This is a genomic window from Rhodococcus cercidiphylli (assembly GCF_033042225.1).
Lineage (GTDB): Bacteria > Actinomycetota > Actinomycetes > Mycobacteriales > Mycobacteriaceae > Rhodococcoides.
Genome location: NZ_JAWLKE010000004.1, coordinates 219207 through 240701, shown reverse-complemented (window position 1 = coordinate 240701; position 21495 = coordinate 219207). Strand labels below are relative to the sequence as shown.

At 66.1% G+C, this 21495-nt stretch carries 23 protein-coding genes; 11 read left to right on the top strand and 12 right to left on the bottom strand.

Annotated features, from left to right (window positions below):
* Positions 1-16: 16 nt before the first annotated feature.
* Positions 17-442, bottom strand: a complete 426-nt coding sequence (locus R3P95_RS11650; protein ID WP_149406690.1) for a glutaredoxin domain-containing protein — start codon at positions 440-442, stop codon at positions 17-19.
* Positions 435-875: a DUF3592 domain-containing protein gene (locus tag R3P95_RS11645; RefSeq protein WP_068282362.1), complete on the bottom strand. Its 441-nt coding sequence runs from the start codon at positions 873-875 to the stop codon at positions 435-437. The genes R3P95_RS11650 and R3P95_RS11645 overlap by 8 nt, the downstream gene beginning before the upstream one ends.
* A 55-nt stretch (positions 876-930) precedes the next feature.
* On the opposite strand from R3P95_RS11645, the gene R3P95_RS11640 reads away from it, so the two are divergent.
* Positions 931-1434 (top strand): DUF2505 domain-containing protein, encoded by a 504-nt coding sequence (locus R3P95_RS11640; RefSeq protein WP_068046280.1) that lies wholly within the window; start codon positions 931-933, stop codon positions 1432-1434.
* Here the strand turns inward: R3P95_RS11640 and menD are convergent.
* A complete protein-coding gene (menD, locus tag R3P95_RS11635; protein WP_317548445.1) occupies positions 1431-3041 on the bottom strand; it encodes a 2-succinyl-5-enolpyruvyl-6-hydroxy-3-cyclohexene-1-carboxylic-acid synthase in 1611 nt (536 codons plus the stop codon). The genes R3P95_RS11640 and menD overlap by 4 nt on opposite strands.
* 62 nt (positions 3042-3103) lie before the next feature.
* Between menD and R3P95_RS11630 the strand changes: the two genes are divergently transcribed.
* From R3P95_RS11630 to R3P95_RS11620, 3 genes are all read left to right on the top strand, one after another.
* A complete protein-coding gene (locus R3P95_RS11630; RefSeq protein ID WP_317548444.1) occupies positions 3104-3691 on the top strand; it encodes a flavin reductase family protein in 588 nt (195 codons plus the stop codon).
* Positions 3688-4752 (top strand): AbrB family transcriptional regulator, encoded by a 1065-nt coding sequence (locus R3P95_RS11625; protein WP_317548443.1) that lies wholly within the window; start codon positions 3688-3690, stop codon positions 4750-4752. Before R3P95_RS11630 ends, R3P95_RS11625 begins: the two co-directional genes overlap by 4 nt.
* A 112-nt stretch (positions 4753-4864) precedes the next feature.
* Positions 4865-6262: a DUF2252 domain-containing protein gene (locus R3P95_RS11620; protein ID WP_317548442.1), complete on the top strand. Its 1398-nt coding sequence runs from the start codon at positions 4865-4867 to the stop codon at positions 6260-6262.
* An 84-nt stretch (positions 6263-6346) separates the two neighbouring features.
* Here the strand turns inward: R3P95_RS11620 and R3P95_RS11615 are convergent, their stop codons facing one another.
* From R3P95_RS11615 to R3P95_RS11605, 3 genes are read right to left on the bottom strand one after another with little or no spacing between them, the layout of a single operon-like run.
* On the bottom strand, positions 6347-6790 hold the full coding sequence (locus tag R3P95_RS11615) for a DUF6918 family protein (RefSeq protein ID WP_037187084.1): 444 nt from the start codon (positions 6788-6790) through the stop codon (positions 6347-6349).
* A 52-nt stretch (positions 6791-6842) separates the two neighbouring features.
* Entirely contained in the window at positions 6843-7814 is a 972-nt protein-coding gene (locus R3P95_RS11610) for an o-succinylbenzoate synthase (RefSeq protein WP_317548441.1), read from the bottom strand.
* Positions 7811-8443 carry a PaaI family thioesterase gene (locus R3P95_RS11605; RefSeq protein WP_068046293.1) on the bottom strand — a complete coding sequence of 211 codons (633 nt, stop codon included), beginning with the start codon at positions 8441-8443 and terminating at the stop codon, positions 7811-7813. The genes R3P95_RS11610 and R3P95_RS11605 overlap by 4 nt, the downstream gene beginning before the upstream one ends.
* Positions 8444-8521: 78 nt before the next feature.
* Between R3P95_RS11605 and R3P95_RS11600 the strand changes: the two genes are divergently transcribed.
* The 3 genes from R3P95_RS11600 (at position 8522) to R3P95_RS11590 (ending at position 11018) form a co-directional block, all read left to right on the top strand.
* Positions 8522-9415, top strand: coding sequence for a 1,4-dihydroxy-2-naphthoyl-CoA synthase (locus R3P95_RS11600; protein WP_068046296.1), 894 nt, complete (start codon positions 8522-8524; stop codon positions 9413-9415).
* A 46-nt stretch (positions 9416-9461) separates the two neighbouring features.
* A complete protein-coding gene (locus R3P95_RS11595) occupies positions 9462-10544 on the top strand; it encodes a GGDEF domain-containing protein (RefSeq protein WP_317548440.1) in 1083 nt (360 codons plus the stop codon).
* Positions 10545-10637: 93 nt separating this feature from the next.
* Positions 10638-11018, top strand: coding sequence for a VOC family protein (locus R3P95_RS11590; protein WP_317548439.1), 381 nt, complete (start codon positions 10638-10640; stop codon positions 11016-11018).
* On the opposite strand, the gene R3P95_RS11585 is transcribed toward R3P95_RS11590, so the two are convergent.
* Together R3P95_RS11585 and R3P95_RS11580 are read right to left on the bottom strand one after the other, a co-directional pair.
* Entirely contained in the window at positions 11015-12298 is a 1284-nt protein-coding gene (locus tag R3P95_RS11585) for a sensor domain-containing phosphodiesterase (RefSeq protein WP_269595763.1), read from the bottom strand. The genes R3P95_RS11590 and R3P95_RS11585 overlap by 4 nt on opposite strands.
* Before the next feature lie 105 nt (positions 12299-12403).
* Positions 12404-13765 (bottom strand): hypothetical protein, encoded by a 1362-nt coding sequence (locus R3P95_RS11580; RefSeq protein ID WP_317548437.1) that lies wholly within the window; start codon positions 13763-13765, stop codon positions 12404-12406.
* A gap of 147 nt (positions 13766-13912) precedes the next feature.
* Between R3P95_RS11580 and menE the strand changes: the two genes are divergently transcribed.
* On the top strand, positions 13913-15001 hold the full coding sequence (menE, locus tag R3P95_RS11575; RefSeq protein ID WP_317548546.1) for an o-succinylbenzoate--CoA ligase: 1089 nt from the start codon (positions 13913-13915) through the stop codon (positions 14999-15001).
* A 145-nt stretch (positions 15002-15146) separates the two neighbouring features.
* On the opposite strand, the gene R3P95_RS11570 is transcribed toward menE, so the two are convergent.
* Both R3P95_RS11570 and R3P95_RS11565 read right to left on the bottom strand, forming a co-directional pair.
* Complete coding sequence (locus tag R3P95_RS11570; protein ID WP_317548436.1) at positions 15147-15521, bottom strand: nuclear transport factor 2 family protein; 375 nt, start codon at positions 15519-15521, stop codon at positions 15147-15149.
* Between the two features lie 178 nt (positions 15522-15699).
* Complete coding sequence (locus R3P95_RS11565; RefSeq protein ID WP_317548434.1) at positions 15700-17376, bottom strand: alpha/beta hydrolase; 1677 nt, start codon at positions 17374-17376, stop codon at positions 15700-15702.
* A gap of 62 nt (positions 17377-17438) precedes the next feature.
* On the opposite strand from R3P95_RS11565, the gene R3P95_RS11560 reads away from it, so the two are divergent.
* From R3P95_RS11560 to R3P95_RS11550, 3 genes are all read left to right on the top strand, one after another.
* Positions 17439-18218, top strand: coding sequence for a PIG-L family deacetylase (locus R3P95_RS11560; RefSeq protein ID WP_317548433.1), 780 nt, complete (start codon positions 17439-17441; stop codon positions 18216-18218).
* A 193-nt stretch (positions 18219-18411) separates the two neighbouring features.
* The gene (locus tag R3P95_RS11555; protein WP_317548432.1) at positions 18412-19668 is read left to right on the top strand and encodes an Hsp70 family protein; all 1257 of its coding nucleotides are present in this window, start codon (positions 18412-18414) and stop codon (positions 19666-19668) included.
* 47 nt (positions 19669-19715) lie between these two features.
* A complete protein-coding gene (locus R3P95_RS11550) occupies positions 19716-20585 on the top strand; it encodes a 1,4-dihydroxy-2-naphthoate polyprenyltransferase (RefSeq protein ID WP_269595756.1) in 870 nt (289 codons plus the stop codon).
* Here the strand turns inward: R3P95_RS11550 and R3P95_RS11545 are convergent.
* Both R3P95_RS11545 and R3P95_RS11540 read right to left on the bottom strand, forming a co-directional pair.
* The gene (locus R3P95_RS11545; protein ID WP_037187032.1) at positions 20582-20962 is read right to left on the bottom strand and encodes a phage holin family protein; all 381 of its coding nucleotides are present in this window, start codon (positions 20960-20962) and stop codon (positions 20582-20584) included. The two genes, R3P95_RS11550 and R3P95_RS11545, sit on opposite strands and share 4 nt — an antisense overlap.
* A gap of 44 nt (positions 20963-21006) precedes the next feature.
* On the bottom strand, positions 21007-21348 hold the full coding sequence (locus tag R3P95_RS11540; protein ID WP_317548431.1) for a nitroreductase/quinone reductase family protein: 342 nt from the start codon (positions 21346-21348) through the stop codon (positions 21007-21009).
* Positions 21349-21495: the final 147 nt, after the last annotated feature.

Below are 21495 nucleotides of genomic sequence, written 5' to 3'. Positions count from 1 at the left end.
TACGTGTGGGCCAACGTCACACGAATTGCGCGAGCACCCACGACGGATCCGGGTTGGTGCGATGTTCGGATCCCGCGAACACCGTGGGAACCGTCTCGTTGCCGTCGTTCACCGATCGCACTCGCGCGGCCGCAGCGGGGTCCTGGCGGATGCTCGCCCACACGGCTTTCTTTCCGCGCAGCAGCAGCGCCACCCGCAACCGCAAGCAGAAGATGCATCCCGGACGCCAGTAGATCAACGGCACCGATTTCTCCGTTGCCTGATTGCGCGACGCGTCGTCGGACAGAGATCGCGGATACAGCACCGGCGTCGTCAGGACCAGAACGAACACCACGGCGAGCACCATCACCACGATCGAGGACGCAATGTTTCCGAAGTTCACCAGCGCGAACCCGGCGACCGAACCGAGGGCAGCGAGGACGAAATGCTTTGCGTTACGCATTCTCGGCCTCCTTGCGACGTAACCAGAACAGCGCCGGACCGGCGATCAGCCACGTGACGACGATGACGGATCCGGCCGGAACGATCGCGACGGTGGCGTCGCGGCCCGCGACGCGAACCAACTCGACGTCCGGGTCGGCCTTGTAGTACTCGACCTCGATGCGCTGGCCCGCGACGAGATTGGTGGGGTACAGCACGCCGAGAGGGGGGTTGTGCGTCACACCGTCGGGGGTGATGAAGCTGACGGCCGAGCGCAACTTGCCCGCGGACAGCACCTCGGCGGTGGCGGTGCCCTTGTCGGAGTCGATGGTGACGTCGTTGCGCCAGGCCCCGATCACGAGAAGCACGGCGAGGACAGAAATCGCGACGGCGACCACCAGCACGACCAGCCGGGCCCTGTGCAGCGTTCGGCTGCCTCTGTCGGTATCGGTCACAGCGATCAGGTTACTTCGCAGCCGACGCGACTCGGCTCGGGTAGCGTCTGGACTCATGTCGCGCAGCTTCGAGTTCACCGTCGAATCGTCCAATCCCCCCGCTGACGTGCACGCAGCACTCACCAGCGAGGACCAGTGGATGGCGCGCTTCGCCAAAGCGAAGAAGACCGACGGGTACGAGCTGACCAAGCACGACGACGGTGGCCTGACCGTCGACATCTCCGAAGAGGTCGGCACGTCCGAACTCCCCGGCTTCGTCACGAAGGTGATCAAGGGAAAGCTGATCGTCTCGCGCACCGATCACTGGGGGCCACTCGAGGGCGACCGCGCCGAGGGGACGCTGATCGGCGGCACCACCGGTTTGCCCGCGAAGGTGAACGGCACCCTGTCGTTGCGCCCCAACGGCACCGGCGCGAAACTGATCGTCAAGGGTGACTCGACCGTGAAGATCCCCATCGTGGGCGGCAAGATCGAGGACCTGATCAACAAGATGATCAAGGACATGATCGACCAGGAAACCGGCCAGACCCTCGAATGGGTTGCAGCGCAGGAGAACTAGAGACGCGCCCGAATCGCCGCGTGTAGATCGCGCAGTCCCGATCGCTCCGTGGTCACTTCCAGCACCCTGATTCCCGTGGCATGCCCGGTGAGTTCGGTTGCCAGATCGGCCAAGTCGACCAGTCGATGCTCCACGCGGTAGGCACCGCACAGCGCGCCGAGGTCCATGCCGTGCGGCGTACCGAACACTCTCTCGAACACCCCCGCGTACTGCGGATCGCCCTGTTCGAGGAGCTCGAAGATGCCGCCGCCGTCGTCGTTGGCTACGACGATCGTCAGGTCTTCGGGACGCGGTTCTCCGGTGCCGATCAGCAAGCCTGCTGCGTCGTGCAGAAATGTCAGATCACCGAGAAGTGCCACGGTGCGCCGCTTTCCGGCCATCGCGGCACCGATGGCCGTCGAGACGGTGCCGTCGATACCGGCCACGCCGCGGTTGGAGAGAACCTTCACGTCCGGGTTCGGAGTCGCCACCAGGGCCGCGTCGCGCACGGGGTTGGACGCTCCGAGCACCAGTTGATCTCCGGACCGCAGCGCAGACATGACCACGTCCGCCACGTGCAGTCCCGTCGGCTTGGGGTGCTCTCGAAGTTGTTCGTGCACAGCCAGTTCGGCCCTCTCGGAGAGCGCGGCGCAGCGGGCGATCCAGGCGGGGTCGGGCGCACCGGTGGTGACTGCTCGGGTACCGGTGGCCAGCACGTTGCCCGAGACGTCGGGCCAGCGCGGACCGGTGGTGAGCGCAATGACGTCCACGGCCGGATCGGCCAGCAGCGCCGAGACCTGCCTGTGCAGCGTCGGCCGCCCGGTGATGACGGCCTGGCGCGGCTTCAACTGCGCAAGAGCCAAGGGATGCAACGGGATTCCGTGCAGGGGTGCGGTCGGCTCGGCGACGGTCGGCAACCCGGCCAGCTCCGGACGCACGGCACCGCCGTGACCGGAGACGACCACGGTGTCGATTGTCAGATCCAGTTCGACGGGGACGTCCAATGTCGCCTGCGTGGTCGAGGTCCACGGCAACCCGTCGGGCCGACCCTCCGGACGCGCGCCGGGGTCGCCGATCGCAGGCACCAGAGGCTCACGCAACGGGATGTCGAAGTGCACCGGACCGGCGTTGCCGGAACGTGCGCCGCGCGCCGCGGCGATGACGCGGGAGACGGCGCTGCGCCACTGACTGTTCTGCTTGGGGCCTTCCTCGGCGAGTCCGAGGCTGATCGTCGCGCGTACCTGAGATCCGAACAGGCCGAGCTGCTCGATGGTCTGGTTCGCGCCGGTGCCGAGCATCTCGTACGGGCGGTTGGCGCTGATGACGATCAGCGGAATGCGCGCGTAATTCGCTTCGAGAACCGCAGGCCCCAGATTGGCGACCGCGGTTCCCGACGTCATGACCACAGGAACGGGCTGACCACTGCCCAGGCTCAGGCCGATGGCCAGAAAGCCCGCGGTTCGCTCGTCGATCCGCATGTGCAACCGCAGGCGGCCGGCAACGTCCGCCTCCTGCAACGCGAACGCCAGCGGGGCGTTCCGCGAGCCGGGGCACAACACGACGTCTCGGATGCCGCTGCGCGCCAGTTCGTCGACGACTGCGGTGGCCTGTGCGGTGGACGGATTCACAGAATCCAGAGTGTCAGATGCGTCGGTCAGCCGCCGCAACCGGGCTTTGACAGTATTGACGTGTGCGTACAGTCTTCCGGCCCGATGAGGTCTCCTCCCGCCGCTTCTACCAGCTCCTGACCGCGTCGGTGGTCCCCAGGCCGATCGCATGGATCTCCACCGTCTCGACCGACGGTGTGGCGAACCTCGCGCCGTACAGCTTCTTCACGGTGTCCTCGGTGGAACCGCCGGTCGTGCAGTTCACCTCGGTGAGCCGCAAGGACAGTCTGCGCAACATCGAGGCCACCGGCGAGTTCGTCGTCAATCTGGCGACGGCACCGTTGGTGGATCAGGTCAACGGCAGCTCGGCGAGCTTCGATCACGGCGTCAGCGAATTCGAGGAGCTCGGGATCGAGAGCGAACCCAGCACCGTCGTCACACCACCGCGCGTGGCAGCCGCTCCGATCGCCATCGAGGCGAGACTGCATCGCGTCGTCGAGGTGGGCAACTGCTTCGTCGTCATGGGCACCGTCGTCGCCCTGTCGGTGCGTCCCGAATATCTGGCCGAGGACGGACTGCCCGAGTTCGACGCCATCGCTCCGCTCAGCCGCCTCGGCCGTACCGAGTGGGGGTTGCCGCCCGAGGTTCGTGAGATCGAGCGCCCTTCTTGATTCGCTGGTCGCTGCTGATTCTCGTCACGGTCGGCCTGACCGTCGGCGCGGATGCTCTGGGGATTCCGTCGGCCGCACTGTTCGTCGCGCTGCTGGTGGCGGTGATCTTCGCGCTCGCCGGCTGGGCACCGACCACCGGAACCGAGCGCGCCCCGCTGCCGCGCCGACTCGGCATGGTGGCACAGGCGGTGCTGGGTGTCGAGATCGGAACGCTGGTGCAGCGAGACACCCTCAGCTCACTGGGCGACGCCTGGTTGCCGGTACTGCTGGCATGCGTCGGAACGCTCGTGCTGTCCATCGCCGCGGGCGCGCTGCTGGGACTGCGTAAGGACATCGATTCGCTGACCGGTGCGCTGGCACTGGTCGCGGGCGGCGCGTCGGGGCTGGTGGCCATCGCCCAGGAACTCGGCGGCGACGAACGCGTCGTGGCAGTGGTGCAGTACCTGCGGGTCGTTCTCGTCACCACCACCCTGCCGCTGGTGGCGACACTGGTGTTCCGCGCACAACCCGGTCAGTCGACGATGCTCGCCGATTCCGGCGCTCCGCTGTACGTGGACCTGGCCTTCGTTCTGGTCTGCGGCGGGGTGGGAGTCCTGCTCGCACTGGCACTCCGATTTCCCGCTCCGGCGCTGCTGGGCCCGCTGATCGTCGCCACGTGCGCCGACGTTCTCGGGTTCTCGTTCGACGCCAGTGTTCCCACGTTGCTGCTGTGGGCGGCGTACATCGTGATCGGGTGGCAAGCCGGTCTGCGGTTCACCGTCGCGAGCCTGAAGTCCATCTCGCGGGTGCTGCCGTCCGCGTTGCTGCTCATCATCGCCGTCACCGTCGGGTGCGCGATGTTGGGGCTGTGGTTGGCCTCGGCGACGGGCACCAGCGGATACGAGGGCTACCTCGCCACCACCCCGGGTGGGGTGTACGCAGTGTTGGCCATCGCGGCATCGACCGGTGCGAACGTGACGTTCGTCGTGGCCGCGCAGGTGATCCGAGTGTTCATGATGCTGTTCGCGGTGCCGATGGGAGCGAAGGTCGTCCAGCACTACCGGCGAGGGCGGCCCGAGTGAATCGACGCGACCCCATTCGGACTCAGGTCCACCGATGTCGCCGGCACGGCCGAGTACCTCCAACCCGAGTTCTGTGAAGCCACCGGACAGCACTGGATTAGTGTCATCTCACATGTCCGGCTTGGGAAAAGGTCACACGGTCGTCACCGACTCGGTCGAAATCGACGGCGCATCGTTCGCCTCGCTGCGCGCCCGTCCTCTCCCCCGCGCCGAACGCTACGAACTGGGTCGACGACTCCGCGAGAAGGTACCGATCGCCTCCCTGGGTGACTGGACCCCACCGGCGGATCGACCCGACCCGGTCAAGCAGATCGAATACTCGCACCAGGGCCGCATCGAATGGCTGATACCGACGCGCCTGGAGCGGATGGTCGAATCCCCCTACGGATTCCTGCGCGGCACGGCCATCGTCATGGCCCGGGACGTGGCGATGTTGCCGTCGACCGGCATCAACCCGGTCATCAGCGGCGACGCCCACCTGGGCAACTTCGGGTTCTACGCCTCCCCCGAACGCGACCTCGTCATCGACCTCAACGACTTCGACGAGGCCCACCCGGGAGCCTGGGAATGGGATCTACGACGCCTCGCCGCAAGCATCTGGGTGGCCGGGCGGCAGAACGGCCGCACCGAGGACCAGTGCCGCGACGCCGTCACCGCCTGCGTGTCCGCGTACCGAATCGAGGTGGCCAGACTTGCCGACGAACCACTGATGTCGCGATCGTTCCAGCGCCTGACGGCCGAGAAACTGCAGCGCGACGCCACCGAGGGGTCGCTGCGCAAGGAGATCAAACGCGCCACCAAGAAGGCGCGTCGACGCACCAGTGACCGCGTTCTGCCGCGCTTCACCGAAAAGCACGAGGGCAAGCGCAGAATCGTCGAGGAGCCGCCGATCACCACCCGCATCTCGGCGCGGGACGAGGAACTTCTCGCCGTCGGATTGGACGAGTACCTGCTCACCCTCACCCCGCACTGGCGTCGAGTGCTCGGTGGATACACGTTGATCGACGTGGCGCACCGCGTCGTCGGCGTCGGCAGCGTCGGACTGCGGGCGTACGTGGCTCTGCTCGAGGGCACCAGCGAGGACGACGTGGTGTTTCTGCAGCTCAAGCAGGCCAGACGCTCGGTGCTCGCGCCGTACGTGCACGGCGAATCGGCCTGGCACGATCATCAGGGCCAGCGGGTCGTGGAGTATCAGCAGGATCTGCAGACCGTCAGCGATCCGCTGCTGGGCTGGACGACCATCGCCGGACGGCAGTACTACGTGCGCCAGTTCCGCAACATGAAGGGAACGATCGACCTGTCGTCGATCGACGCACCCGCTCTGGTGGACTACGCACGGGTGGTGGGCCGACTGCTGGCCAAAGGACATGCGCGCACCAGTGGCGCGTCGATGATCTCGGGTTACACCGGCGATTCCGACGCCCTCGAGGTGGCGCTGTGCCGCTTCGCGCAGCTGTACGCGGATCAGACGGAAGCCGACTGGGAGCGATTGAGCGCTACGCGCATGTGAACGGAAACTCGTAGCCTGCTACGAGGTGGGAGTGGAGCCCGCGGAACGACCCGAGGGCTCCACACTCACATGCGGCGAAGCCGCTCAGGCGTGCTTGGCGACCAGGTCACCCACCCGAGGCAGTGCCTCGGTGACGTTCTTCTTCGCCGAGCCACGCAGGCTGCCGTAGAACTTCTTGACGACGGACTTGTCGGTCTCCTCGATGCGCGCATCGGTGACCGAGAGCAGTGCGTCGGAGGCGGCGTCGCCGTTGGCGGCCAGGTACTGACCGAACGTGCCCTGCGGGGCAGCGTTGTACGACTGCCAGAACGGGTCGAGCTTGTCGACGAAATCGGGCCACAGAGCCGAGACCGCGTTGTCGATGTACGACGGCCCGACCTTCTTCACCGCGCCGTATCCCCCCTTGACCGCGAGCCCGCTCGCACCCTTCTTGTCTGCGACCTCGGCGTCGATCAGCGCCAGGACATCGACGCGCAGAGCGTCGGCCTTCGACTCGTCGAGCAGCGAATCCTTGAGTGCAGCAACCACTTCGAAGTTCCTCCCAGATGTGTCAGCGGCCCCACGCGGACCGGGCGCAAGACTACCGCAGAAGGGCGTGGCAGCGCCGAACTCGCTCGATCCACCACTGCGTGCGATCGGCGTCGGCATCGAGCTCGATCAGGGCCTCGGCATCGGGTTCGAGGCTGCCGACCGGGTACGTTCCGTCGATCACCTCCGGCACGGGTGCGACGTCTCGAACGAACAGTGCGCCCGTTCCCAGACCGCAGGCGAATTCGAGATGCGGCAGCGCAGCGGCCGCGGCCAAACCGGACGAGATACCGACAGCAGAATCGAGAGCACTCGACACCACCACCGGCACGCCATACTCCCCCAGCTCTCCGGCCAGCTCGAGCACCGCTCGCATCCCGCCGAGCGGGGCTACCTTGAGCACGGCGATGTCGGCTCCGCCTGCCCGAACGACCTTCATCGGATCCTCGGCCCGGCGAATGCTCTCGTCGGCAGCGATCCGCACCCCGGGCACCCGACGCCGAACTTCGACCAACTCCGGCACGGACGCGCACGGTTGCTCGGCGTACTCGAGTGGACCGTCGGCGGTCAGGGCGGCCAGAGCCGCAACAGCCTCGTCGACGCTCCAACCCCCGTTGGCGTCGACCCGTACCCGCGGAACCAACTCGCGCACCGCGCGCACCCGGGCGACGTCGTCGGCGAGGGTCTGCCCCTTCTCGGCCACCTTGACCTTCGCCGTCTCGGCCCCGGGGAACCGGCTCAGCACCGACGCCACGTCCGAAGCCGCTACCGCCGGAACCGTCGCGTTCACCGGGATGCGTCGGCGCAGCGGACTCGGCGGGCCGTCCCACGCGGCTTCGATCGCCGACGCCAACCACGGGGCCGATTCCGCGTCGTCGTACTCGGGAAACGGTGAGAATTCACCCCAACCGGCGGGCCCGCGCATCAACATCACCTCACGGGTGGTGATGCCACGGAACTTGGTGCGCATCGGCAGCGAGAGCACGTGTGCACCGTCGAGCACATCGTCGATCGGGGGAATCATTGCTGCCCCGGGAGCAGCTGCACCATCAACGCCTCGCAGTCGGCCAACAGGTTGCCGTCCAGATCGGTCAGCCGGGCGTTGATGAACGTCTTGCGTCCCTCGACCCGATCCACCGCACCCTCGACGACCAGCTCGGTATCGAGCGGCGTCACCTTGCGGTAGTTGATGTGCAGATACGCCGTCCGGCTGATGGGCCTGCCGTACGCGTGCTGGATGAGGCCGAAGAGGTCGTCGAACAGTAGTGGCAGCGTGCCGCCGTGCGCTGCGGAGTTACCCCCGAGATGGAAACGACGGAACATGCCCCGACTACGGACGCCGTCGGCGTCGATCTTCTCGATGATCCACGGCATCAACAGCAGCGAACCTCGACCCGGCAGACGCGGAACGCGCCCGGCGGTCTGGCGGCCCTCGGCCACCACGTGCGGGGTCAGCAGCTCGATCAGTTCCCGGGCTTTGTCGGCCGCCGCCTGGGTGACCTCGGCCGGCAACGAGGTCGATACCGCGAGGTCCTGCACCGTGCGCAGCGCCTCGAGCAGCTGCCCGTACTCCGGCCCCACCTTCGCAGGCACGAAACGCGGGAAGCCCCCATGGTGGTCGTAATCGCGGTCCAGTTCGATCGGGTCGGTCATGACTGCACGCTAGCTGCACCGACCGGTCGGCACGGACCCAGCCCTGATCCGGCGTCGGCCCACACTAAGCTGACGCCCGTGACCTTCACCCCAGCACTGTGGCGTCCCGTTCCCGGCTTCGAGGACCTGACCGACATCACGTATCACCGGCACGTGTCCGACGCGACCGTCCGGGTTGCGTTCGATCGTCCCGAGATTCGCAACGCGTTTCGGCCGCACACCGTCGACGAGCTCTACCGCGCGCTCGAACATGCTCGGGTGAGCTCCGATGTGGGGACCGTACTGCTCACCGGCAACGGGCCGAGCAGCAAGGACGGCGGGTGGGCCTTCTGCTCCGGCGGTGACCAGCGCATTCGCGGACGCAGCGGCTACCAGTACGCAGACGGAGAGACCGCCGACACCGTCGACAAGGCCCGCGCCGGGCGCCTGCACATCCTCGAGGTGCAGCGCCTCATCCGCTTCATGCCCAAGGTGGTCATCTGCTTGGTCAACGGCTGGGCAGCGGGCGGCGGCCACAGCCTGCACGTGGTGTGCGATCTGACCCTCGCGAGCCGCGAGCATGCCCGGTTCAAGCAGACCGACGCGGACGTCGGTAGCTTCGACGGTGGTTACGGCAGTGCGTATTTGGCCAAGATGGTCGGTCAGAAGTTCGCCCGGGAGATATTCTTTCTCGGCGAGACGTACTCGGCCGAGGAGATGCACCGTATGGGCGCAGTGAACAAGGTGGTCGATCACGCAGAGCTCGAGAACACGGCAATCGAGTGGGCTGCGAAGATCAACGCGAAATCACCTCAGGCACAACGAATGCTGAAGTACGCCTTCAACCTGCAGGACGACGGCCTAGTGGGTCAGCAACTGTTCGCCGGTGAAGCGACACGCCTGGCCTACATGACCGACGAGGCGGTGGAGGGTCGCGACGCCTTCCTCGACAAGCGCGAGCCCGACTGGTCTCCCTTCCCCCGATACTTCTGACCCACTGGTGATTTCGACGTCGCACCGCCGAAACCACCACAGTGCTGTGGGCGCTGTACGCGCCTGGTTCACCCAGCCCTACGACTACCGCTGGATGGCGGACTTCCAGAACTCCCGGCCCGCCGGAAAGATCGTCCGGTGGGTGATGGCATTCCTGACGCTCAATTTCGGCGTGCTGGCGGTGGTGTCGCTGTTCTCGGAGGACACCTCACGCAGCCCGGTCGCCGTCGCCTGGAAAGCATGTCTGGCAGTCATGGTCGTGGCCGTCAGCGCGGCGTGGATCACCAGACCGTTTCCCGGCCGAGTCGGGGTGGTGGCGTTCGCAGTCTTCGCCGACCTCGGAACCGCGTCGGCGATAGCGATCAACCCACTCGCGGACGCGCTCCTGACCTGCACGCTGTTCGCGGTGATCGGGACGTTCTGCACGTTCTGCCTCAGTCCACGCTGGCTGCTCGCGCACCTGGTGTTCGCGGTGGCGTGCACCCTCGTCGCCGCGGCGGCCACGCACTCCGGTGGGGAGATCGACACCGCCTCACTGATCTTCCGGACGCACGTCGTACTGCTCGCGGTCGCCGGCGTTCCGCTGGTGTCGCATCTGCTCATCACCATGTTGACCGACGATGCCCGCAATTCGTTGCTCGATCCGCTCACCGGTCTGCGCAATCGTCGTGGTCTCGACGCGGCCATCGACGAGGTGTGGCCACTCGGCCGAGAGAAGGATCAGTGCTCGGCGGCGGTGATGATCGACATCGACCGCTTCAAATCCGTCAACGACATGTACGGCCACGAGGAAGGCGACGCGGTCATCGTGCGGGTCGCCGAGCGTCTGCGAGCACACCTGGGCGACTACGGCGTCATCGCGCGCACCGGCGGCGAGGAGTATCTCGCCGTCGTGTCGACGTCACGACTCCACATCGATGCTCTGGTCCACGGAGTACGCCGAGCGCTTCGCGATCCCGAGGATCCCATCGCGGTAACGGTCAGTGTTGGGGCCGCGATTCTGCACGCGGATTCGCCCGTGTGGGACCAGAACCTCGACATCGTGACGCGGGCAACGCGGGTCGCGGACTCGATGATGTACGAGGCGAAGGCCGCGGGCGGCAACCGAATCGCGACGACCGAACGGTGAGAGAGAGACAGGAGTGGAGCCTGCGGAACGACCATGGGTCGGCAGGAGTGGAGCCTGCGGAAGGACCATCTGTGATCGTGGTATCCATGCGGGGTGGACATACTCGCTTCTCGGACAATTCTTCGGCCGGTCGACTACGAGAGGACTCTCGAGTTCTACCGTGACGGTCTCTCGTTGGCGGTGTGTCGCGAATACCCCGGTGGGACGGTGTTCTTTGCGGGGCAAGGGCTGATCGAGGTCGCTGCGCACCATCGCGGTGAAGAATCGGGGTCGTTCTCCGGTGCCCTGTGGCTGCAGGTACGCGATATCGGTTCTGCTACAGAGGAATTGACCGCAGCCGGCATCGAGATCGTCCGTGAGGCGCGAACCGAGCCGTGGGGTCTGATCGAGATGTGGATCGAGGATCCGGACGGGATTCCCATCGTGCTGGTGCAGATTCCACAGGATCACCCGTTGCGAAAGGACAACCGCTAGCGGTCTTTCGCGGCGTCGGCGATCGTGCGAAGTACTGCCGTTGCCGACTGCGGCCGCGACCACAGATATCCCTGCGCCAGCGTGCAACCGAGTTCGAGGGCCGCGTCGGCTTGTTCGCGACTTTCGATGCCTTCGACGATCATCGTCAGATCGAGATCCTTCGCCACTCCGGCCAACGACCTGATCATGGCTCGTCCGGCCACGGTGTCGACGAACCTCGTCAGGTGCCCGTCGATCTTGATGCCGTCGGGCTGCAGCGTCACCAGTCGTTCGAGCGAAGACCAGCCCGAGCCGAAATCGTCGAGCAACACCCGGAAGCCGAGCCGGTGCACGTCGTCGATATGCCTGCGCAGCAGCGGCCCCGGCGTCACGGCAGTGGTCTCGGTGAGCTCGAGCGAGATCGACGACGGCGACACCCCGGAGGACGCGATGGCACGCTGCAGCTGACTGACGCCGTCGGGATGGGCGAGGTGGCGTCCGGAAATGTTGACGGTCAGTCGCAGGTCCGGACGATGGACGTGCCACTTCTTCATTTCGGCAGCGGCCTGGGTGAGCACGCTGAGGTCGACGTCGATAATCAGTTCGCTCGCCTCGGCGAACGGTACGAAATCCGCCGGCACCACCATCCCCCTGGTGGGGTGGTGCCACCGCGCCAATGCCTCGAAGCCGACGATCTCCTCGGTGCGCAAGTCCACGATCGATTGGAACCAGGGGACGATGTGACCGTCGGCGATGGAGTCGGCGATGTCGTTGTCGCTGCCCAGCCGAATGACGCCGGATCCGACGCGGCGATGCAGATCGAGCTGCTCCTCGAGCACCGACGCGAACTGTTCGAGTTCCTGCATCTGCTCACCGGAGAGCGGACGGGGCGTGCGATCGAGCAGGCAGAGGGTGCCGATGACCAGGCCCTCTCGCCCACGCAGCGGAACCGACGCGTACGACGCGATGCCGTTCTCGTCGAGGATGGCGCGCTGCCGAGTGGTGGCGTGCACGCGACCGTGCGCCACGACTGCAGGTTCGCCGGAACGCACCACGTCGTCGCACAGGGTGTCGGCTCGCACGACGGTGGATACCGGCGGTCCACCGATGTTGACCAGCGTGTACTGAGTGTCTTCGTCGAGCACGTTGAGCTGTGCGATGGCGAATCCGACGCTGCGTGCGGCGAATTCGACCGTCGATCGCAGAGCAGGCGTCGTCGCCTCGAAATCGAGGTAACGACGGGCGGAGTCGCTCTGCCGGCGAGACTGGGAGCGCGCGGGGTCCGCGACCTCACCGTCCACCGGCATCACCTCGCAACGACCAGCCGGGCCCGTTCTGGAACCGGATCCAGGCGAGTTTAACCGTGCCGGATCTGCAGTTTCGACCGATAGCCCAACCTGGAGCGGTCACAACGACGGATAGCGCGTGTGCAGCAGCCGATGCCGCAGCACGGCTGCGGCGAGTCGCTTGCCTTCCTCGGTCGCCACCGAACCGGACCGCTCCGGTCCCGAAACACCCGGTCCCGACGCGCCCGGTTCCGTCGGCTCGAACGCTCCGAGGGCACCCAGTTCGGCAATCAGGGTCCGCGCCAGCGGCTCGGCGTGCTCGGCAGCGGGCTCCTCACCGGAATGGGTCCACCCTTCGGCGCGCAGCAGACGCGCGAGGTCGTCTGCTGTCGCGTCCACGTCGGTGACCTCGTGACCGACGATCATCCGGGCCAGAACCACCTCGGCGGCAATCGTGTCCGGGTGATATTCGGTGCCGACGATGCCTGCGGTCAGCACGCGCCAGAGCCCGTCGGAGCTGAGCTGCCGTGTCCGCGCCGTCGGCACCAACCGCCCGGCGGAACGACGCAGCAGACGCACCCTCATCAGGAGGCGTCGGACGATCAGTACTTTCTCGGTGTCGAGTTCGCGGCCGATGTGCAAGGGACGTTCGGCCGGAGGAAACACCGTGGTCGCAATGCTCGCCACCAGCTCGTCCGGCAGATACCCGGCGTCGGTCAATCCGACACCGTCGCCGATGCATCCGATGAAGCTCTCCAGCCTGCGCACGCAGCCGTACACGGGCTGGGCGGCCTCGTGCAGCGTCTCGCGCAGCCCCAGATAGAGCTCGGCCCGCGGTGCGCTGTAGTTGCTCCACAGGTCGATCCGGTGGTCGAGAAGCTGCTCGAGCAGGACGGCCTCGGAGTCGTCCTTGCCTCGATCGGACGTCAGCACAGCATCGGTGACGCCGCGTCGGCGCATGGCCTGCGCATTGGTGCCGAGCGGTCGCCCACCGGGCTTGGACGGCTCGAACTCACCGGCGATGGTCGCAACTTCCAACGTCTCGCCGATCTTCTCGACGATGGCCCGCTCGACGCCGGTCGGAGCGTCCTGCCAGGTGACGAGATCGGTATCGACGGCACCGATACCCGATTGTTCGGTGGCGGCGCGATAGTGCTGCAACCACACGGCATCGTCGGAGATTCGCACGAGCTCCTCGGTGACGGTGCTCCGAGCTATCTCCGCGTATCCGACGCGTCCAAGGCGGTCGAGTAGATCGCCGAGCGCACGGGCGATGTCGACCGCACGATCGGGCCCCTCGGCCGCGTGGCGCAGATACACCCACAGGTAGGTCTGCACGGAATGTTGCGTCGGGCCCGCGGGCGGAGACACCTCGACCAGACCGTCCCACCCCAGGCGCGCATCGGCGGCGAGCGCGGGATCGACGGAATCGAAGTACGACAGAGCTGCCCACACCGCGTCGTCCATGCCCGATCCCTTCACGATGTTCCACTGTTCCACAGCGACTCGACGTCGGGTGACAACCGCCGGGCCGACAGGTGCGCCCGTCCTGGTTCGAGCCCAGCGACTAGCCTCGAGTCCGTGCTCGAGAGCGTATCCATTCCGTCGGGACCGGCAGCGGCGAACATCATGCCGCGGCTGAGCCGCATGCTTGCCGGCGACGGCCCGGCCCTGCTTCCCGTGCCGGCCGACGATCCGCGTGAGACCGAGCGCCTGCACGACGCCTTGGCACCGGGAACACCCATCGACGACGGCGTCGCGCTTGTCGTCGCGACCTCTGGAACGACGGGCATTCCCAAGGGAGCGATGCTGTCGGCCGCTGCGCTGGTGGCGTCGGCAACGGCCACCGAGGAGCGACTCGGCGGACCGGGGTCGTGGCTGCTGGCGTTGCCCGCGCACCACATCGCCGGAATGCAGGTGCTGCTGCGCAGTGTGCTCGCCGGAACCTCGCCCGTGATCATGGACGTGTCGAGAGGTTTCGATCCCACCGCTCTGATCGACGCGATCGGCCGGATGTCGGGGCCCTTGCGCTACACGTCGCTGGTTCCAGGGCAGTTGGTGAAGGCATTCGAGATCCCCGAGGCCGTGGCTGCGTTGGCCTCGCTCGATGCTGTGTTGTTGGGCGGGGCGGCAACACCGATGCCGTTGCGGACGAAGGCACACGACGCGGGAATCCGATTGGTGCGGACCTACGGAATGAGCGAAACGGCCGGCGGCTGCGTGTACGACGGAGTTGCACTGCGCAACACGGTGGTTCGCATCGACGACGGCAGGGTCGTGTTGGGGGGAAAGACCTTGGCCTCGGGATACCGCGGACTGCCCGACCACCCGGCCTTCGCCGAACCTGGATGGTTCCGCACCGACGACGCCGGAACCATCGTCGACGGCGTGCTGAGCATCTCGGGGCGACTCGACGAGGCAATCTCGACCGGCGGATTGACCGTCGTGCCGCAGGTCGTCGAGGCTGCACTGGCCACCCACCCCGCAGTGCTCGAATGCGCCGTCGTGGGACTGCCCGACCAGCGCCTGGGCCAGAAAGTGGTGGTCGCGGTAGTGGCCCGCGCCCCGGTGACACTGGCGGACTTGCGCTCCCACGTCGCCGCTTCGCTGGACATCACCGCGGCACCCCGAGAATTGTTCCTCCTCGACTCACTGCCGACACGAGGGCCGGGAAAACTGAATCGGGTGAAACTGCGAACGGTGCTCGAAAAACGCTGAGTGACTGGGGAGTTCCGACCGAGCGCAGCGGTTCCGGTTAGACCGCAAATGCGCGCGCGTTTGTCAGGTGCGCGCGGACTGGTCAGCGAACAGGTGGCGACACTGCGCGCGTTCAGCAAACGCGCACGCATTTGCCCCGGAGCGCTCACTCGAGCGGCGTGCCTTGATGGTGCACCAATTCCCAACCGATGTTCGTGCGTCGCCACAGCGAGGTTCTGCGAGCTCGCGCATCGGGTGTTCTCGAAACCCACTGCAGCAGAACACAATCTGCACCGATTACCCGTCCGGTCGGTTCGATCACCTCGATCTCGACGGGGCTTTCGCTGCTGAGCAAGTCGAGTATCGACGACTTGTCCCACACCGTGCCCGAGGCTCCGACTTCGGTGAAGTCGTCGGCGAGCAGGCGGGCCAGCCTCTCGCGATCGCGTCGACACTCCGCAGTCTGTAGCTCTCGTTCGAGCGCGAGAACTGTAGACAAGTCGTTGTCAGCGTTGGGTCGACCGGCAGAGACAGACGGCATGGCTGCACTGTCTCATGCACGAACGCCTCACGCACGCACGCCTCACGCACGAACGCGCGCGCGTTCGTCAGGTGCATGTGAAGTCGTCGGCCGGCAGGTAGCGAACCTGCGCGCGTCCGACAAATGCGCGCGCATTTGCGCCGGTGGTGGGTGGGCGAACGACCGAGCAACCGACGCCTCAGCCCGCCATTTTCTCGTACAACCGCTCGACGTCGGACTCGGACCAGTTGGCAGGCTCGAGGATGTCGGCCCACATGTTCACCGCGTCGGCTCCGTAGCTGTGGCCGTGGCCGTCGTCGACGTTCGTGGAGAAGACCTGATCGAACGTCAACTGCCAGAAGGTCACGAACGGGAACCACTGCACTCCTGGGTCGACGTCCGCGCCGCGGGGTTCGCGTAGCCAGTCGGGCCTGTTCAGGATCAGATCCGGCGACCACCACACGATGGGGTCGGATGCGTGCTGCCAGTACACGATTCGGGGCTCGTCCCATTGCCCGCCGATGTCGAGGTCACCGGACGAGCTGGCGAAACGAACGTGCTCGCCACCGTCGATGACAGGCAGGATCTCGCGAGATCCGGCGTCGCGCCCACCGGTGATGCGGGCCCATTGCGGGGTGAAGTTCGGGTTGCCCACCCACAGGGCACCGTCGATGCGCGCGATCATGTCCTGCGCGCCGCTGAACGCATCCTGTCCGCCGTAGGCACCGAGGCTCTCGCCGAACAACACCAGCTTCGGTCGCGAATCCTCGGGGAGTTCGCTCCACACCTCGTATACCGCCTCGAAAAGGGCCCGTCCGGCATCCTGGGGAGTCTGGCGGTCGGCCAGAAATGCCATCGGGCTCGGCAGGAACGAATACTGCATCGACGCGATCGCCGAGTTACCGTCGTACAGGTATTCCAGAGGGCGAGCGACGCTCTCGTTCACCCACCCGCGCCCGGTGGTCGTCGCGACACCGAGCACAGCGCGAGAAAATGCGCCGGTACGGTCGAGTTCTGCCACCACCCGCTGGGCGACACCTTCGACGGTGTCCGCGGACTCCACGCCCGCGTAGGCACGGATCGGTTGCACCGCAGGCCTTCCGGTGAACTCACTGATCTCGTCCGGCGATACCCCGGACACGACGAAGCGTCGGCCCTCCTGCCCCAGGGAATCCCACTCCTCGTTCGAGGCGTCCGAACCCGACAGTTCGGCCGCGGTGGGCTTCTCGACGCCCTCGTGATTGCCGCGGTCCGCAGTAGAGGCCGACCTCTCCGCGACCGCCACGATGCCGCGAATCAGCGCGCCGTTGACGGCGAACACCACCAACAGGGCTACGACGATCACGCTCGCGATCCTCGCGACCGGCCTCGGCACGTACTGCTTGCCCCATCGCGTCAACGCACGGGTGGCTCGCCGCAGCAGACGACCCAAGGCGAGCACTCCCACGGCAACCACCAGCGAGACCACCAGCACCGCGATGTACAGCGGCCTCCCGGGATCCTCCACACCGACGAGCTTGCGGACGATCTGCTGCCACCACGATCCCAGGATCAGGAACAGCGGAATCACCACCACCGCGGCCACGGCCAGCGCCCACCACCCGCGTCGACGCCACTGCTCCGACCAGTCGGGTGACACTCCACAGATCCGCACCACCCACGCGATCAGGCAACCCACGCCGTATCCGATCGCGACGCTGATTCCGGTGGCCACCGCCTGCAGATACCAGGCCCTGGGCAGCAGCGACGGAGTCATGGACAGCGCGAAGAACACCAGAGCGAAGAAAATCCCGACGGGATGCAGTGCGCGGCAGTACCGATCCGCTCGTGAGTCCTGCCAATACGAACGAATCGCGGCCGACCGCTGTGTGGTCATCCGCAGATCGTATTTGCCCGCCGACTGGGCCGCACCCTCTTCGACATGCAAGCATTCACCGCATGAGTGTTCTGGTCTGCTTCCACGCGCATCCCGACGACGAAGTATTCGGCACCGGCGGAGTCATGCGGCTCGCCGCCGATGCCGGCCACCGCGTCGTCCTGGTCACCGCGACCGACGGTGCCCTCGGTGAGTTTCCAGACGGAATCCTCACCGACGGTGAGACACTGGCCGAGCGCAGACGCGTCGAGCTGGATCGTTCGGCAGCCGTTCTCGGAGTCTCCCGCATCGTGCGGCTGCACTACGCCGATTCCGGAATGGCCGGTACTCCGGAGAATGCGAACCCGGACGCCTTCTGCAACGTCGACGTCGACACCGCAGCGCAACGGTTGGCCGACGTATTGCTCGAAGAGCAGGCGGACGTCGTGACGATCTACGACCCGAACGGTGGTTACGGGCACCCCGACCACATCCAGGTTCACGTCGTCGGCAAGCGCGCCACCGAGATCGCCGACACTCGATTCGTCTACGAGACCACCACCAACCGCGACCACATGCGCCGACTGATGGAGGCCAATCCGCACTGGGGCGAGGAGGCGTCACCGCCGGACATGGAAACGTTCGGTCTGCCGGAAACCGAGATCACGACGGTGGTCGACGTCTCCAGCGTCATGAACGCGAAACGGGATGCAATGGAAGCCCACGAAACACAGGTCGGTGACTTCGGACCGTTTCTGCAGATGTCCGTCGAGGACCTCGCCTCCACCTTCGGTACCGAATGGTTCCGAAAGCTGCGCGGCACGGGCGGCGTCGGCATGACGGAGACCTCACTCCCGCTCTGACCTGGCCGAACAGCGGACGCAAGCGCGACGGCCACCAGATAGTAGATCGATGATGCAACTCCATAGAGCTGACCTTCGGATTGTTTCGAGCTTCTAATCAAACCGCGAGACGGTACAGTGTCCACGTCGCCTGTCATGAGGGCGAGTCTTCAGACCCGAACACCGTCATCGAAATGGAGAGGCCGGAGAAGCGATGCGTTCGTCAGTGGGTGTGTCCCTGGGCACGTGCGGCATTCGCACGGCGCGGACCACCGAAGACGGTGCATGGACCGACGGCACCCCGTTCGACGACTGGCAGCTCTCCCCCACGGCATCCGACGTCGCGCGCGTCGTCCGCGGCATCGTCGACAGTCCGGACGCGCCCCAATCTCTAGGCGTCGCCTATCGCACCTCCGAGGAACGCACCCAGATCGCCGACGCACTGGCCGAGGAGTACGTCTCCGACGTCCACCTCATCGACAAGACCGGCGCGGCCATGGAGTACCTGCGCCCAGGGCTCCCCTCCCACCACCGGACCATCGCGCTGTTCGACGCGGGCGAGACCGGTGTCGACGTCGACATCGTGGACGTCGAATCCGGCCGCTCCTACGGTTCCGCGCGGACCACCGCCATGAGCGGTGCCTCCTTCGACGCGGTGGTCCGAGAACACATACTCGGACTCGGCATAGTGCGTGCGCCCCAATCTCCGGACGAGGACAGTGCGCTGACGGCCTTCTGCCGCGGCATCAAGGAAGCGCTGTCCTCGCACCTGACCACCAGCACCCCGGATGGCGAGCACATCCTCCTCGAGCGGCACATCTTCGAGTTGTCCATCGCACGCTCCACCGAGCAGGCCGCCGAGACAGTGCGCCGACTCGGCCGCGAGGCCGAGTTCTACCCCGACGCCGTCGTCGCGATCGGCGGCACGTCCAACATTCCGCTGGTCCGGGCCACCCTCGAACGCTTCCTGCAGCTACCGGTCGTGGTCCCGGACCGGCCCGAGCTCGTCGTCGCCGGCGGTGCCGCGGTGCACGCCGCCCACGTCGACGCCACCCACGTGCCGCCCCTCGTCTCGCACCGTCCAGCCCTGGCGCGACTGGGCATGATCGCACTTCCGATCGCAGGCGTCCTTGCCGCCATCGGACTGTTCACGGCACTCGGATCCAGCGACGAGGGTCAACCGCTGAGCACCCCGTCGAGCGTCGGTGAATCAGTGTCGCAAACCACCAGGCCGTCGAGTACCAGCACGGCGACGACCACGCCGGCACCGCTTCCCGACATCCCTCCTCCCCCACCGACAACCACCGCACCGGCACCGGCCGCCGCAAATTCCGCGCCCTACGTGCAGTACCAGCAGCCGCACTACTACCCGCCGGCACCTCCGCCCGCACCCACGGTGCCCTTGCCACAGATTCCCGGGGTCCAGATGCCTGTCATCCCGTTGCCGGTATTGCCACGCCTGCCGTTCTGACCGGCCGCGTTCTCACCCGTCGGACAGATACGGAAAGATCGTCGCTCATGGCCACCACAGCGCAATGGATCGAAGGTGCGCGACCGCGCACGCTCCCGAATGCGATCGCCCCCGTCCTCGTCGGCACCGGCGCGGCCCTGTCGCTGGACGGAGGAGTGTGGTGGAAGGCGCTGCTGGCGTTGGTCGTCTCGTTGGCTCTGATCGTCGGCGTCAACTTCGCCAACGATTACTCCGACGGAATCCGGGGCACCGACGACGACCGAGTCGGGCCACTGAGACTGGTCGGCTCGAAGGCTGCGTCCGCCGGTGCCGTCAAGAAGGCCGCCATCGGTTGCTTCACAGTCGGTGCCGTGGCCGGATTGGTTCTGGCAGCGACCAGCGCCTGGTGGCTGGTCATCGTCGGACTCGTCTGCATCGCCGGTGCCTGGTACTACACCGGCGGCTCGAAGCCGTACGGATACAGCGGTTTCGGCGAGATAGCCGTGTTCGTGTTCTTCGGTCTCGTCGCCGTACTCGGCACCCAGTTCGTACAAGCCGAGCAGATCGATTGGGCAGGCGTGTTGGCTGCAGTGGCCGTCGGATCGTTCTCCAGCGCAGTACTCGTCGCCAACAACCTTCGCGACATCCCCACCGATACCGAATCCGGAAAGCTCACGCTGGCAGTGCGATTGGGTGACATGCGCACTCGCTACCTGCATCTCGCGCTACTGGTGGTGCCGTTTGCGATGACGGTGGCACTGATCGCCCGCACTCCATGGGCGCTGGTCGGCCTGCTCGCGCTCCCCTTCGCCGCACGCGCCAACTCCCCGGTACGCAAGGGCGCTCACGGATTCGAACTGATTCCGGCACTGCGCGATTCGGGGCTGGCGATGCTCGTCTGGGGCGCGAGCACAGGAGTGGCGCTGGCCTTCGCCTAGCGCTTGTCGGGAACGAACGCGCCCAGCAGAAAATTCACGATCGAGATGATGATCGCGCCCCAGAACGCCGCGGCGAACCCGACGATCTCGAGGCCGTAGCCGGTCTGTGACGACAGCCAGCCCGTCAACAACAGCATCAACGCGTTGATCACCAGAGTGAACAACCCGAGAGTCAGAATCAGCAGCGGCAGCGACATGAGCTGCACCAGCGGCTTGATGAACGCATTGACGACCGTCAACACGGCAGCGATACCGAGCAGCACCACGATGTCCCACCCGTCGCCGCGCCCCGAGCTGGTGACAGTGATGCCATCCACGAATTCCTTGGCAACCCAGATTGCAACGGCATTGATCACGAGCCGAATCAAAAAGTTCATGGCGCCATCGTAGGGTTCGTGGACGGCCGAGGGCTACGACGTACTCAGCGCTCCAAGTCGATGTCGACAGTTACTCGCCCACGATCGTCGCGAGTCGCCACGGCAAGGCCGGAATGATGGACGCCGCCGAGGTCGACATCGACCCGTCCGCCGTCGTTCTCGAAATTTCGCCACCAGTTCTTCTTGTCCGGAACGGCCACCGCAACCTTCACGTGATTGCCTGTTCGCTTGTATGCCACCGGCAGTGAGAACTTCTTGCCGGACTTGCGACCGGTGTAGGTCAGAATCCCCATCGACCGTCCGAGAACCCTGTCGAGCACCGGCGCCCTCATGACGACCACAAAAATCTTGTTGAACGCTGCTGCCGACTTCTGAAAGGTATTCATTGCGCCGCCTCCGGGCTTGCCCTGCACGTGATGACGAGCGTATCGGCGTTGCATGCAAATGGAGTTGTCACTGCGAAGAGACCCGTCCTGCATCGGCGCCAAAACTTGTCGGTGCCCGGTTCTACACTTCTCGGCAACGGGTCGAAT